This window comes from Mariniphaga sediminis (assembly GCF_003573545.1).
Taxonomy (GTDB): Bacteria; Bacteroidota; Bacteroidia; order Bacteroidales; family Prolixibacteraceae; genus Mariniphaga; species Mariniphaga sediminis.
In genome coordinates this window covers 150,218-166,235 of the sequence record NZ_QWET01000011.1, presented here as the reverse complement: position 1 = coordinate 166,235, position 16,018 = coordinate 150,218, and the positions used below count along the sequence as shown (strand labels likewise).

Below are 16,018 nucleotides of genomic sequence, written 5' to 3'. Positions count from 1 at the left end.
ACTTTTATCCATAGTGGTTTATTCAATGGTACTGAGAACCTAAACAGAAGGGATGATTAAACACTTTTCGAATTGACAAAGAAAAGAAATTACAATAGTGAAGGCTTCCTTCAAACAAAGTGACACGGCTTTAAAGCCATGTCAAAAAGCTCCTACTTCTTCCTTATAATATCTCATATATTTTTTAAAACGTTCCAGGTATCCTTCCATATCCAGCAACTCCTCATCGTATATGAGGTAAGACATATCTGCTGTGCGAAATGCAAAATGGCGGGCGCGATCCTGTTGGAAAAAAAATTCCTTGTCAGGTGTTGACATTCCTTTGGGTAACCGAGTCTGTTCCCAGGTTTCAACCAAATCATTATAAACTTTTTCTCTTCGGTTTATACTTGTTTCAATAAGTTCCTGTGCCTGTTCCAGGTGCTGATAGGCCTGTTGTTTATCAATAAATGTAAGGCTATGCGCCCTGGTAATGGTATTTTCCAGTTCAGAAAGATCAATATATGTCAGGCAAGTATGTTCTATTAACTTGGCAAGAGTTCTGTATAATTCAAAATCATATACATTTTTTACACCTGCATTTTTATTGTTTTCAATGATAGACAGCGCCCTTTTCATTTTGCCAAGCATCTGCCTTGATTCCTGAATTTTCTCCGAATATTCTTTATTCCAATATGGATCATACTCGATATTATCGTTACGGGGAATATCAGGCAAATGTGTTTTTCCTATGGTACCATGGTGCCAAACATTCCTTTCCAATGTCCAGGCATAATAATAAGCCCCTTCATTGAGGAGACAATAAAGTTCTTCTAAGTCTATCGCTGAAGAACCATAATAATTTTTGTAAAAGGAATGTTCGAACTCTTCCAGGGTTGGTTTACTGCCACTCCATGAATATTCGGCAGAAGTAACAAAGCTAAGCATCCACATTTGGTTGTGTAATCCCGAATCATCCCAAGAAGTATTGATCATTCCATCGAATGCCCCAGACATGGCTGCAGAAGTTAAAAACTGATACGAATTTTCCAAACTTCCGGCAGTCTTGTTTCCAGCCTTGAACTTAAATTTATATGGAAGAAAAAGTGGCTCAATTCCCGGGTTTGGGTCATAAGCATAAACCTCATATCCCAATTCTTTAGACTCTTTAACATATTCAAAATTGGAGGTACCATAATTGTAGCTCTCGGTTAGCACTAATCCTTTGGCCAGATCGAAATTTTTCACCGGAGACGAATTTTGTTTCCATCCCATTGGGCGTTCCCATACCATCACTTTCCGGTTCAATTTCTGTAAGTGCTCTGCTGCTCTTTTTACAAATAAATGATATACTCCGCTTTTGCCAATCTCCTTTGCCCGAGCCTGACAATGCTCACAGGCAGCCAATTCATAAGTTTCATCCGAACCGATGTGTATATATTCAGAACCAGGAGTTGCTTCAATGGCTTCTTCCCAAAGATCAAAAAGCAAATTATAGGTACCTTCTTTTAGCGGACAAAACTCCCAGTTAGAATCTGCAATCTCCCTCAAATGCTTGTATTGTGCCCATTTTAATATAAAACTCACGTGCCCGAGGCCCTGAACAAGCGGAATAAGTTCAACATGATATTTTTTTGCATAACGGGTAATTTCCTGCATTTCGGCAATTGTGAACGCACCTGGGGCGCCAATTTCTGGATGCTTTTCATATGCCAGTTTGTCTTCCCACTCCCACACCAGTTGATTCATCTTGTATCTCGCTAAATCTTTTATAAAACTTTCAACATATGAGCGTTTATCCTGATGATGCTTGGTATCATAATGAGCTGCACGCTTTTTAATATCAGGCCAATCATTTATTTCCATACCGGGAACCTGAAATCCTTCCCTCACTTTTTTAATCAGCTGTAAAAAAGTTTGGGTACCATAAAACAATCCTGCTTCACTTTTTGCACTAATGAAAAGTTCATTGCCCGATGTTGTTATTCGATAACCTTGCTCTTTTAACGATGCAGAAGCGTGAGTACGCGACAAGACAATGGATTTCCTGCCTTTTTGGGTAGCAATTTTTGCATCAATACCCCACTCTTTTTTGAGATCACTAACCAATTCTTCAGCCGCAAAGCGGTCGGCTTCCGAATGGTTATTTTCGACAACAATCGTTAATTCTTCAGAAAAATTAAAATCGTCTCCTCCCAGCTGAACCTGCTGAGGATAAGGAATCACGTTCAGTTCTAGATCCTTAAGCTCACTGGAATAGATGTTAGTGCCCGAAAAGAAAAGGACCAAAAGAATCAATAATGTCTGTCTAAAGAGAAAAGCTACTGTTTGCATTTTGCCGGCAAAAATGTTCATCTTGTTTAAATTTAAGCGTTTATAAGTATCTATGTTAATCATTATTATCTTACCCAACGAAATGATAAAACCAAAGTAATTATTGACATCATGATAATTGTTTCTCTTACCCCAATAACTCAGCCCTAATAACTCATTAACTTCTAATACCAGAACCATAACTGCAAGAAGTGGCTCAAAAACCCTGCTATTTCAGCAACATGAATCCATCAGAAAAGCAAAAAAAATCAAACTCAAACCACTTATAAATCGAAAATCCACAGCTCCATTATAAGAAGCAAGGCCTTCCCTCTAATCTTACAGCTTCATTTTTAATGTCCTTTCTCCAGTGAGATGAAGAATTTCGGTTTTACTTTTGCCGTTATTCTCTACTTTTATTTCAAAAGGGCTAAGTTGTTCTTTTGTCAGTGCCGCCACCGTTTCCGACAATGAATGACGGTGTGTCCCTTTATTCCCGTAAAAAAAATAAGCAACCGGATATTTTTCAAGGGACGAATTATAATCTTCCTGAGAAAAAATGGTTGAGAAACATTCCGACAGAATAAACAATGCAACAATCATTGAAATTTTTATTGTAATATTCATATTGAAAGATATATAAATCCATATTAAAATACAAGTTAAATATACATCAAAAAAAATGCTACGAAACAACAAATATAAAAAATAAAACAAAATATAGTATTTTATAATTTCAATACAATAGTTTATTTTTCCATTTATTTCTATTAAAATCTATAACAAACTTAAATACACTCAGAAAGAAATCAAAAACCACAGCAAAAATCAACACAAAACACTAATAAACAACAACTTAAAAACAAGACATTCAAAATAATATAATTCCTTTGAAATATAAAATCAACAACCAACCAAAACAATTAAATCTTACGAAATCTTACTTAATTTAATCTAACAAAGAAACCGGCTTACTTTTAAACAGTAAAAATGCATTAATTAAATTCTCAGAAAACAATTCATTACTGATACAAGTAAGTTTGACAGAAGAAAGTTTGCCTTTATTGGACCTATTTCTGATGTAGATGTAGTTATTACTGATTCAGGACTAAAAGAAGAGGATAGAATAAGGCTTGAAAAAAATGAGGTTAAGGTTATTATTGCTTAGCAATGTCATTCAACCGCATTTCACTTCTCTTCTAACTATACCCTAACAACTGAAAACAGACAGCCCCCTCTCCCTTGTGCTATATATTAGCTTATTATTTTCTACGATTTGCTCTCTCATATTATTCAACGAAATTGTATATCATGAGCAATTCTTTCAAGTCTTCCTTAGTTTCTTTGCAATTGGCACAATTCAATAAAGTGGCCTGGCGTCATCCGGTAACTGTCTTCTGCTCTCACTTCTATAATCCGTTGTATTCTATTACTGAACATCCAGACAGTTGCAGGGCGCAAGTTCATTTCTCATTATAAATAACACCTCCAGTTTACTACTTGTTCCGTCTCCTTTTCACAATTCTTTTTACCACTTCTGACTCAATCATAAACCACATCAAGGTTTAATTCATCGTTTTTTGGTAACAACTCCTTTTAAATTGCCCGTTGAGCGAAAAGAATTCATTACTTTATGGCACCCCCTTCTCTTTTTTTACATTATTACTATAATACTAATAATCAAAAGCATGAACATTTTTCTCTTTAGACTGTTGGTACTTTGAAGACAATAAGCACAACTATATCACATTAAAAATCAAACAGTTAATCAATTATGCTTTTATAATTTGAAGTAGAAACAAAAAAATGTTAAAAAATGATAAGTTTGTACTTTTTGTTAATGGGGTAAGATAAAACAAGATGTCAGATAAAAAACTATGGTTAGACTTTTTATCAGGTAGCGACGAAGCATTTAGGCTAATCTATGATTCTCACGTACAACATTTATTTAAATACGGTTGTCATTTTACAAACGATGAGGAACTAATAAAGGACTGTATGCACGATATGTTTATCGATTTGCATTACTACCGCTCCAATCTTGGTACTATAGACAATATAAAAGGATACCTGCTGGTTTCGTTAAAACGAAAAATCATCAATAAACTTGACCAGAGAAAAAAAATCAAAACCATTAGTCTGGAAGACATTCCTTTCGATTTCATTTTTACTGGCGAAAATGACTTCGACAATGAAATAGAGAACGATAGAGCCAACCATCTAAAAAAAACAATGCAGGAACTTACCCCAAGACAACGGGAAGCTATTTTCCTTCGTTATATTTCCGGACTTGATTATCATGAACTATCCAACATACTCAAGGTAAACTACCAAGCCGCAAGAAATTTGGTTTACAGGGGGATGGAAAAGCTAAGAGAGAATATGAATAAAAATTCGCTTTTCCTTTGGTTTTTTCTGCAAAAATTAACCATGGGCAAAAAAAATTGAAATTTACTGATTACAAAATCGACATTTCTCTCTCATAGGTTTGTTTTATCATCCATTTGTATGAATCAGAAATCAAAATTTGATATCAATGCGCTCATCGATAACCAGGATTTCATAAATTGGATTCTTCATCCAGAAAAAGAATCCTCTTATGATTGGGAACAGATTATCGCAGATCATCCCGACAAAAAGGAAATAGACAAAGTTTTTTGGGTTGTAAAAAATCTTCAAAAAGAGGGAAGATCCCTGGACCAGCGCTCAGTATCACACTTGTGGAAAAGAATTGAAAAGCAAAGCATTGGCAAAAAGAAAATAAATTATTTTGCCAGATGGGTTGCAGCGGCCTCTGTAATACTTGCTTTATCAATTGGTGGAGTACTGTTGTATCAGCTTAAATTTTCCAATTCTTCCGGAATTGATTATCATTCAATTGCAAAGGTTGAACCAACCGGCAACGAAGTAAAGTTGATACTCTCGGATCAAAGTGAAAAACTTCTGAAGAGCAATGATGCAGAAATAAAATACGATAAGGATGGTAAAATTGAAATAAATGAAACAGAATCTATTTCGGATGAAGAGATTGATAAAGCAGCGAAAAAAGAACAATTGAACCAACTTGTTGTGCCCTTAGGTAAACGCTCTTCACTGACTCTTTCAGACGGCACAGTATTATACCTGAATTCAGGTTCCCGGGCTATATATCCTGTCGTCTTTACCCGGAAAGAACGGGAAATTTTTGTAGAAGGAGAGGCTTTTCTGGAAGTAGCTCATGACTCAGAAAAGCCGTTTTTCGTAGTAACAAACCACCTTAAGGTAAGAGTATTGGGTACAACATTTAATATAAGTGCCTATCCTGATGATTCAAAGACCTCTGTGGTACTGGTTGAGGGGAGCGTAGAGACCCTGTTTTCATCTGAAAAAGTGTTGATGAAAGAAAACCAGTTATTCACGCATGAAAACAGTACCGGTAGAACATCGTTGAAAGAAGCCAATGTCCTGGATTATATCTCCTGGAAGGATGGATGGATGTATTGCAATCAAAAGAAGATGGAAGATATTACGACCAAACTATCAAGGTATTACGATGTAACGATTAAGTATAAGGATGACAATGTTAAAGATATGACCATTACAGGGAAATTGGATCTGAAGAATAACTGTGAAGATGTTTTTAAAGTTATTCAATCTACTGCCCCTATCAAATATGAGATTAACAACGGAACATTCATCTTGTCAGAAAAACGATAAAACAGCCTGAATTTTTATGCCTATGGAAAAAAACGAAATCTAACCCAAGCAGATCTTAAACGAAAAGACAGGCTATAATGCCGTATAACCTGTCTCCGTGTTTAAATCGCAAATTACTTCTTCTAAGTTTATTTAAGTGCAATTTAAAATCAAAGACAAATTTATGAAAAAAAAAGTTGCTTGGGTACCTATAAACAGGTACCTGATGAAATTATTGCTAATTATGAGATTATTTTTGTTTCTGTTATTGGCCTTTGTTACTTCGGTAACTGCCAATGTTTATCCGCAAAGTACCAGGCTCTCGGTAGATCTTCAAGATGCTACTATCAGTCAGTTAATTAATGACATAGAGAAGCAGAGCGAGTTTATTTTTATTTACTATGATGGTGCAGTTGATCTGGGCAAACATATAACAGTTAAAGTATCAGATCAAACTGTGGATAAAATCCTCGATATAGTATTTGATTCGACCGATAACACATATGTCATTTTTGACAGGCAAATAGTTATTGGCAAAAAAGAATCACTACCTCCTTTGGAAACAATAAAAAAGCCGATTATAGAAGTTCTGGAACAGTTGAAAAAAGAGCTTCACGGGAGAGTTACAGACTCCTCAGGCCAACCCCTTCCGGGCGTTACCGTAGTAATTAAAGGCACCACCCAGGGGACTATTACCGATGCCGATGGGAATTATTCATTAACCAATATTTCTGATGATGTAACCTTGGTCTTCTCATTTGTTGGGATGAAAACCCAGGAAATATCAGTTGATGGAAAAACTTCTTTAAATGTTACATTGGATGCAGAAACCATCGGAATTGAAGAAGTGGTAACTGTAGCATATGGTACTCAGAAAAAGATTACTATTACGGGTGCCGTTGCTGCAATTAAAGGCGATGAACTGGTAAAATCTCCGGTACCCAACTTAACAAATGCGTTAACAGGTCGTGTAACAGGTATCACAACCATACAAAGCAGTGGTCAACCTGGTGACGATGACGCAACCCTAAGAATCAGGGGTATTGGTACCTTATCTAAAGATGCTGCCGCGCCGCTTATTTTGGTCGATGGGATTGAAAGATCTTTCAGTCAACTAGACCCAAATGAAATTGAGTCCATCTCTGTTCTTAAAGATGCCTCCTCAACGGCAGTGTATGGTATTCGTGGTGCAAATGGTGTTATTATTGTTACTACGAAAAAGGGGCAGGAAGGAAAAACACAGATTAGCTATAGTGGTAATTATTCTATACAAACCCCTACCCGACTCCCAAAATTTCTTGACGGATACACATTCGCAAAACTTTACAATGAAGCCCTTATTAATGATAACCCATTGACTAAGTTAACTTTTACCGACGACGAATTGCAAAAATTTAAAGATCAAAGTGACCCTTTGTTTTATCCTGATACGGACTGGTTAGATTTAATTATGAAAGATTATGCCGCTATGAATCAGCATAATTTAAGTATAAATGGTGGTACTAAACTGGCAAAATATTTCGTCTCTTTAGGATATTTAAATCAGGATGGTCTATATAATGAATTCCAGTCAACCAGTGGAATTAGTAACAATAACACCTATAAAAGATATAACATCCGATCAAACATTAACATTGATGTAACGAAAACTACTAAAATTGATTTTCAATTAGGCGGTATATACTCTCAAACAAATTCATCAAAAGGTGCGGAACACTACAATGTAAACATTTCAGGTTCAACCCCTTTATATCGGGGAATTTTAGATTCTGCGCCTACAGCTACTATTGGATATTATGATGGTAAAATCATTACGCTTGATCGCTCAGGAAACAGAAACATGATTCAGACTAGCCTGGCAAATGGTTTTGTTAATTTTATGGATAATAGCCTGAATGTAACTGTTGGAGTGAAGCAGAATCTAAGCTGGTTGCTCAAAGGATTATCAGCCAGAGCAAAAGTGGCTTATGACAATAAATATACGAGGACCAGAATATTTGACCGAAATGTGGAAACCTATACTCCTGTGCGGGTACATAATGAGGAGGGTGAAGAAGTTGTTGTATTACGCCAGAATGGAGAAGGAGCTGATATAATAAGCGCCCCATCGACCCGCTTTTCGAGAAACCGGCAATTTTATATGGATTGGGCACTTGAATATGCTAATTCATTCGAAAACCATAATGTTGGAGCTCTATTGCTTTATAACCAAAAGAAAAAATGGTATCATTCATCTTCTTATCCGGGCATCCCTTTAGGTTATCAGGATTGGGTTGGGCGTATTACCTATAATTATGCCCTAAAATATATATTGGAATTTAACCTGGGACGAAACGGTTCTGAGAATTTCCCAAAACACAATCGTTTTGGTTGGTTCCCCGCCTTATCTGCAGGATGGATTTTGACGGAGGAGCCATGGGTTAAAGAGAATGTTAATGCCGGTACTTTGTCCTATTTAAAATTGAGGGCTTCTTACGGTGAAGTTGGAAACGACAGGTTGGGCTCAGAACGATTCATGTATTTCCCGTCAGAGTATGAAGAGGGAAGTTACGGATATTTAGGAGAAGATCCTGTTAAATATATATCATTTATAGAAGGAAAAACCGGGAACCCCGATGTTACCTGGGAGAGGGCTAAAAAACTGGACATTGCACTCGATTTAAAAATGTTTAAAGATCAATTCTCTTTATCATTTGATTATTTCTATGAAAAGAGGGATAATATTTTGGCAAGCTTAAACACCGTTCCCTATTATGTTGCTATCCTGTTACAAGACGCTTATAATATTGGTATTGTTAAGAATAGAGGTGTTGAATTTGAAACAGAATGGAGAAGTAAAATCAACAAATTCAATTATTGGATAAATGGAAACTTCTCATTTGCCAGAAACAAAATTGAGTATATGGATGAAGCCAAAAATTTAGTCTACCCAAATTTGAACAGAACAGGTTTAAGAGTAGGTGAAAATTTTGGTTATGTATTCGATGGTTTCTTTAATACAGAGGAAGAAATATTAACTGCCCCTTTATATTTTGGTAAACTTCCATCATTAGGCGATACAAAATATAAAGACATTACTGGTGATGGCTATATTGATTCGAATGACCAGCAAGCTATAAAACACCCCTCTTTCCCCGAGATTTCTTATGGGTTCACATTTGGCTGGGAATACAAAAACTTTGATTTCAGCGTGTTATTTCAGGGGGCAACAAATTATGCAGTAATGGTTTCAGGCAGGGTATACGAACCTTTCGCAGCTTTTGGGTCAGCCATGGAATTAGTTGAAGGCAGATGGCATGCTGATTCACCAGATGGAAATGCAAATGCTACATTTCCTAAACTGTCTGTTAGTTATAGTGATCTTCAAAATTACTACAATTCAACATTGAATATTAAGGATGCTTCGTTCCTACGTGTTAAAAATATGGAACTTGGATATACCTTGAAAAAATCAAAGTTAGAACAATTTAAAATTTCGAGTTGCAGATTTTATCTCTCTGGTCAAAATCTTTATACCTGGGATAAGTTGAAGATAATCGACCCTGAAGGAAATCCGAATGCAAATCTGAAATATCCACAGTTAAAGGTTTTTAATATTGGATGTAGAGTACAATTTTAAAAAGAAAAAAGATGAAGATGAAGAATATAATATCCATACTTTTTCTGGTAAGTGCATCGTATTACTTTACTTCATGCGACGATTACCTGGAAATGCCGGCACAGACCAGTTTTAATCAAGACTCCGTGTTTGTAAACTATCGAAATGCAGAAACATATCTCTATTCATTATATGAAAGAGTACCTTCTATCGTTCTTGGGTGGACAGATATATTAAACGGACCCTCCCGGGTTTCTTTAACAGATGAGGCTGGCTCATTGGCTTTACAAAGTTCATACCGTTCCCATAAAGTATATGGGGGGAATGTTGACGCAACCTGGTTTACTACCAGTTTGGGGGAAGACTATTATTCGAGACATTGGACATCCATCCGAAGAAATTTTATAATGATTGAGAATATTGACAATGTCTCTGATATTACAACTACTGAGAAGGAACGAATAAAGGCTGAATGCAAAATTTTAATCGCTCTGGAATATTTTGAGTTGTTTAAGAGGTATGGAGGAGTACCCTTAGTGAAGGAGAGCCTGACTGCTGATTATCCTATTTTAGACAGGGAATCTATCGAAAACGTAGTAAACTATATTGTTGAACTATGCGATGAGGCCATTGCAAGCCCTAACCTTCCGGCAAAAGTTACCAGGTCTATAGAATTTGGAAGAGCAACCAAAGCTTTGGCTTATGGGCTGAAAGCAAGGACTCTCCTGTATGCTGCCAGTCCATTATTTAATACGGCAACTCCTTACATGAGTTTGGGAGAGAACAACAAATCTATTTGTTATACCAATTACGATAAAAACCGGTGGAAACTAGCAATGGATGCTGCTTCTGAAGCTATTAATTTCTGTGAAAGTAATGGTTATGCCATTGTTACGGATTATGGTATCGACAGAAATTATGTAGTGGCATGTTGTAAAAGACCAAAGGATGGAAATACTGAAATTATGTTTGGTACGATGAATTCAAATAGCAGCGCGACTGTTAGGTATACCTGGAGTTTCCGTGGCCGCCAAAGAGGGGCAGCTTGTAACTCACCTACACATAATGCCGTTGAATTTTATCAGAACAGAGATGGAAGCAAAGTAAACTGGGATCAGGTAATACGAACTTCTGCCGGAAACCCGGATGAACCATACGAAAATCTGGACCCTCGTTTTGATCAGACAATTGCCTACAACGGAAGTGTTTGGAGAACCAACCCGACAATGATTGTAGAGTTTTTTGATGCCGGGGAAGATGGTGTTACGGATGGTAAGGAAGGGAAAAAAACAGCAAAAACTGAATACTATTACGGCACACGAAAATACCTAAACGGCTATGAAGAAACCTCTTCCGGCTTCCTGCCAATGAGCCCCGTCATGCGTTTGGCTGAAATGTACTTTATATATGCAGAAGCATCAAACGAATACCAAGGGCCTAATGCAACTGCATTTGACCTTCTTGATGCAATTCGATTACGTTCCGGCATGCCCGAGGTTAATCGTTCATTTTCACAGGAAGAATTAAGGGATTTTATTGTGAATGAAAGGGCTGTCGAATTTTACGCTGAAGACCATCGCTATTTTGATGTGAAGAGATGGCTGGTACAAAATCCATTTGTAAATATCTACAATGTGAAGGTCTTAAAATGGGCTGATGATACTTACACATACGAGAAGTATTTGCACCAAGAAAGAGCCTGGTATGACCATTGGTACTTGCATCCGTTTCCGCAAGCAGAGATCAACAAAAACTATGGTTTAATTCAAAATCCCGGATGGTAATCGGTATTTGTAAATTTAAAATTGATTAAGAATGAATCAACAATATATATATGCCAAATATCCAAGGATTGTTTTGTACACCTTGCTTATTTTCATTGCTACAAATGCATATTCTTTTGGCGGTAAAAAAACAACTATTCAGGAAATATCAGATCCTGATAGCGTAACAGTTAAAGATGAAGTTATTTTACCAGATAGCAATCATGAAATAATTTCATACAACACGGTACGAAATGATGACATAATAAAAAGTTCTACTTATACAGTTGGAAATGCCCTTTTTGGTCTGATCCCGGGATTGATTGTGAGGCAAGGATCCGGCGAACCGGGAGTTGACTCTCCTAACATCACGATAAGGGGGTATGGAACCTTTGGAAATTCGAATGCACCATTGGTTTTAGTTGATGGATTTGAGCATGACCTTAATTCAATCTCCATTGAGGATATTGAGTCAATAACGGTATTAAAAGATGCCTCTGCTGCTATTTTGTATGGTGGCCGGGCTGCAAATGGAGTGATTGCTGTCACAACCAAACGCGGTAAAATAGATAGATCTAACATTGAAGTTAATGTGTTGCAGGGAGTACAGACCCCTCTTTATTTACCTGAGTTTGTTGGCTCCGCCGATTATGCCACTATTTATAACCAGGCGTTGATAAATGATGGTCTACCTGCATTGTATACAAATGAAGAAATTCAGAACTACAAAACAGGTGATCCCATATATTATCCAAGTACAAACTGGCTTGACAAGATGGTTAAAAACGTTACACCCGCAACCAAGCTAAATGTTAATGCAACAGGGGGAAATGATAAAATTCAATACTATGCATCCATTGGCTATTTAAGTAATACCGGAATTTATAACCATACAGAAAAGCATGAAGGATATTCTACAAATATCAAGTATGAAAGTTTATCATTTCGTTCTAATTTGGATATAAAATTAAATGATGAGTGGAATGTTAAAATTGATATGCAGGGAAAGCTAGACAATAAAAATGCGCCGGTTGATTCAACCAGCAGTATTTGGAACGCTTTATATAAGTATCCAACATATATCCCTGTTTATGCAAAAGATGGCCTCTTGGGAGGAACCTCCTATTATCCTGAAAATCCAATGGGCCTTATAAATGAAAAAGGACATATGAATATCCATAAACGGCACCTTTTAACAAATATCACTACAGAATATAATTTAGAAAGACTTGTTAAGGGGCTAAAGATTGGAGGTCGTTTTGGGTATGATAATTATTATACGGTTACCGATGGATGGCAAAAAAGTTTTGACTCTTACTCAGTATTGGGTAAAGATGAAATTACCGGTGAACCGATACTTAGTTCGGCCTATGGTGCTAAAACCGTTCTGACTTATTTTGAACCGGAAGACGAGAGGCAGTCTTTACGGTTAAATGTTCAGGGATATATAGATTACTCGACTGAACTGGGAAGTTCCAATCAGCTAAATGCCAAAGTACTGTATCATCAGGATGAATTAACCTTAGGCTCTGAAAGTCCATATTACACCCAATCAATTGGTGGTATTATTGATTATAGTATAAAGGATACTTACTTTGCCAAAGCAGGGATGACTTACAGTGGAAGTGAGGCATTTAAGAAGGGGAATAGGTTTGCATTATTTCCAAGTATATCAGCAGGATGGATACTATCAAATGAATCGTTCTTAAAAGATAGTAAAGTAATTGACTATCTGAAACTAAGAGCATCAGCCGGAACGGTTGGCCGAAGTGATTTAGGTTTAAGATTTGCGTATCGGGATTACTACAAATACTTCGGGAGCTACTCATTTGGCACAAGTGGTATTTACGGCGGTGGCCTTATACAGAGTGATGCTTCCAATCCGGATTTAACCTTTGAAAAGGCCGATAAATTTGAAATAAGTTTTGAATCCGTAATACTTAAAAATGTAAACTTTTCTGCCACTTACTTCCTGGATAATAGAAGAAATATACTGGTAAGCCGAAATAATATTGCCCCTTCAATTATCGGAATAGAATTTCGTGATGTGAATGCAGGGGAGGCAAAAAGTTACGGACTGGAATTGTCATTGGGAATTAATAAATCAACGAATAACGGAGGATATTTTGCCCAGTTGAATTATACCTTAATGGGAAGTGAAGTTCTTTACAATGCAGAGTTGCCTGTTCCGGAAGGAAGTGAATATTATTACAGAACAGGGAATCAAATAGGACAGGCATTCGGACTTGAGTTCGCAGGGTTCTTTGATTCCCATGAAGATATCGCCAATAGCCCTGTACAGCAATTTGGAGAAGTAAATCCTGGTGATATGAAGTATAAGGATAAAAACAATGATGGCTATGTAAATGAATATGATAAAGGGCCCATCGGAGATACCGGTTTAAAATCAGAGTTTGGACTTATATTGGGGTCCAACTACAAAGGCTTTGATATTCAAGCCGTGATACAAGGTCGGTTAGGAAGCTCAATGTATATGGGGGGATACTCCCAAATATACTGGCCATTAATTAATGAAAATGGCGTTTCAACTTATATTTTGGACCAAACACCCTGGACAGAGTCCGATAAGGCTCATGCCAATTATCCAAAATTAACAACTGTAGCCAGTTCAAATAATTACCGGTCTTCTTCATTTTGGTATAAAGATGCAGATTTTGCCAGGTTACGTTCAGCAGAGTTAGGTTATAACTTTTCAGAATCTTTAGCATCAAGATGTAAGGCAGAAAAAATTCGCGTGTTTTTGAGAGGTACCAATCTTTTCACTCTTACCAATCTTGAATATGGCGATCCTGAAAGGATGACAAGTTATCCGGCAATGAAAACCTATAATGTGGGGGTTAATGTTCAGTTTTAGCTATATGAATAGAATATTAATGCATATCATGAGTAGGTATAACAATAGGGAAATGTTGTTTTCTTCAATAAAAGAAAAACTAAAGCTTGAAAGAATGAAAAATATCAAATATTCAATTTTAATTATTTTACTGGCATTTGCATCTTCCTGTAACTTTGTTGATCCGGAAGAATTTACCATAAGGTCAGAAGATCAGATTGCAGGGAACTGGGACTATATAAGAAGTCTGCATATGACCCCTTATAGTTTTATGCCAAAGGGATACAATACAATAAGTAATTCATGGCTGGCTTCAGCATCTGATGAGGCGGAGGAAGTTGATGAGAATAAATCTATTCAAAGATTTAATGTAGGAAACTGGAATCAATACAGCAATCCGGATGATCGCTGGGAAGATATGTATAAAGGAATAAGGGCAGCACATGATTTTATTCGGCTAACAGATACTATTACCTGGAAATCATATCGTTTAAGTGATCCAAGTAAATACAGCGACAGGGTTTACTATACTAAAATGTACAGGAAGGAGATGTTCTTTTTACGTGCATTCTTCTATTTTGAATTAATAAAGAGATATGGAGGAGTACCCCTGGTTACAAAAAAACTGGACGTACAAGACTTAGATGATGTCAAAAGTTTACAACGGGACAGTTTTTCGGATTGCGTTGACTACATTGTAAATCAATGCGATACAGCGGCCAGATATTTATTAACTACGCAAAATTCATCCGATTATGGTGTACCAACCAAAGGGGCTGCCCTGGCATTAAAAGCAAGAACCTTGTTATATGCTGCCAGCGATTTGTACAATAAAAGCGGAAATACCGATCCAACCTTGGGATATACAGATGACAATAGAAGTGAAAGATGGTTGAAAGCCGCTGAAGCATGTAAAGAGGTATTGGATATGTCTCCGGGTGTATATACTCTAAATGGAAGTTACTCTGATTTGTTTCTTTTAGGTTCAGCCTTTAATAAAGAAGTGATTTTTGAAAGACGTTATGGTTTCAGAAACAGTTTCGAAACATTAAATTACTCTGTTGGGTTTAATGGTGGAAAAACAGGGACTTGTCCAAGCCAGAACCTGATTGATGCTTACGAAATGAGTGATGGCTCCGCTTTTGACTGGTCAAATCCAACGCACAGTGAAAATCCATATTTAAATCGGGATCCTCGATTGGCCATGACCATTGTTACCAATAATTCAACATTTAATAGTCGTACAATGGAAATGTGGAACGGCGGACTGGACGGACCTCCCATTGACCATGTTACAAAAACAGGTTATTATTTAAAAAAGCACCTGGTCGAAAATCTTGATTTATCAAAAGATCAAACTGCCTTTCATCAATGGATCTTCTTCCGTTTAGCAGAATTTTATCTAAACTATGCTGAAGCGATGAATGAAGTATATGGCCCGGATGACAATGGTGGCATGGAACTTACAGCAAGAGAAGCTGTAAATATAGTACGTTCACGTTCCGGTGTTAATATGCCTGAATTCCCATTAGGTATGACACAATCTAATTTTAGAGAAAGATTAAGAAATGAAAGAAGAGTGGAACTTGCGTTTGAAGATCACAGATATTGGGATGTACGCAGATGGGGCATCGCATCTTCTACTTTGGGTGCCGACATTAAAGGTGTTAATGTTACAAAAGGAAGTGATGGCGTGATGTCTTATGAGCCTTTTACGCTGGAAAGCAGAACGTATTCATCCAAAATGGATTTTTATCCTATTCCTGAAAAAGAAGTTCTGAAATCGGATGGGAATATTACTCAAAACCCCGGATGGTAGAATAGTAGCTATGATTT

At 36.8% G+C, this 16,018-nt stretch carries 8 protein-coding genes; 6 read left to right on the top strand and 2 right to left on the bottom strand.

The genetic code is table 11. The annotated features are described in order from the left end of the window. Nucleotides 1–141: 141 nt before the first annotated feature. On the bottom strand, nucleotides 142–2,334 hold the full coding sequence (locus tag D1164_RS15210) for a beta-N-acetylhexosaminidase (RefSeq protein ID WP_172594484.1): 2,193 nt from the start codon (nucleotides 2,332–2,334) through the stop codon (nucleotides 142–144). 297 nt (nucleotides 2,335–2,631) lie between these two features. Continuing rightward, nucleotides 2,632–2,919 carry a hypothetical protein gene (locus D1164_RS15205; RefSeq protein ID WP_119350858.1) on the bottom strand — a complete coding sequence of 96 codons (288 nt, stop codon included), beginning with the start codon at nucleotides 2,917–2,919 and terminating at the stop codon, nucleotides 2,632–2,634. Between the two features lie 1,233 nt (nucleotides 2,920–4,152). Between D1164_RS15205 and D1164_RS15200 the strand changes: the two genes are divergently transcribed. The 6 genes from D1164_RS15200 (at nucleotide 4,153) to D1164_RS15175 (ending at nucleotide 16,001) form a co-directional block, all read left to right on the top strand. After that, nucleotides 4,153–4,740 (top strand): RNA polymerase sigma factor, encoded by a 588-nt coding sequence (locus tag D1164_RS15200; protein WP_119350857.1) that lies wholly within the window; start codon nucleotides 4,153–4,155, stop codon nucleotides 4,738–4,740. 60 nt (nucleotides 4,741–4,800) lie between these two features. Beyond that, on the top strand, nucleotides 4,801–5,988 hold the full coding sequence (locus D1164_RS15195) for a FecR family protein (RefSeq protein WP_119350856.1): 1,188 nt from the start codon (nucleotides 4,801–4,803) through the stop codon (nucleotides 5,986–5,988). Between the two features lie 163 nt (nucleotides 5,989–6,151). Next, a complete protein-coding gene (locus tag D1164_RS15190) occupies nucleotides 6,152–9,586 on the top strand; it encodes a TonB-dependent receptor (protein WP_119350855.1) in 3,435 nt (1,144 codons plus the stop codon). A 17-nt stretch (nucleotides 9,587–9,603) separates the two neighbouring features. Next, on the top strand, nucleotides 9,604–11,349 hold the full coding sequence (locus D1164_RS15185) for a RagB/SusD family nutrient uptake outer membrane protein (RefSeq protein WP_172594483.1): 1,746 nt from the start codon (nucleotides 9,604–9,606) through the stop codon (nucleotides 11,347–11,349). 31 nt (nucleotides 11,350–11,380) lie between these two features. Continuing rightward, nucleotides 11,381–14,203: a SusC/RagA family TonB-linked outer membrane protein gene (locus tag D1164_RS15180; protein ID WP_119350853.1), complete on the top strand. Its 2,823-nt coding sequence runs from the start codon at nucleotides 11,381–11,383 to the stop codon at nucleotides 14,201–14,203. Between the two features lie 94 nt (nucleotides 14,204–14,297). Beyond that, complete coding sequence (locus D1164_RS15175; protein WP_172594482.1) at nucleotides 14,298–16,001, top strand: RagB/SusD family nutrient uptake outer membrane protein; 1,704 nt, start codon at nucleotides 14,298–14,300, stop codon at nucleotides 15,999–16,001. Nucleotides 16,002–16,018: the final 17 nt, after the last annotated feature.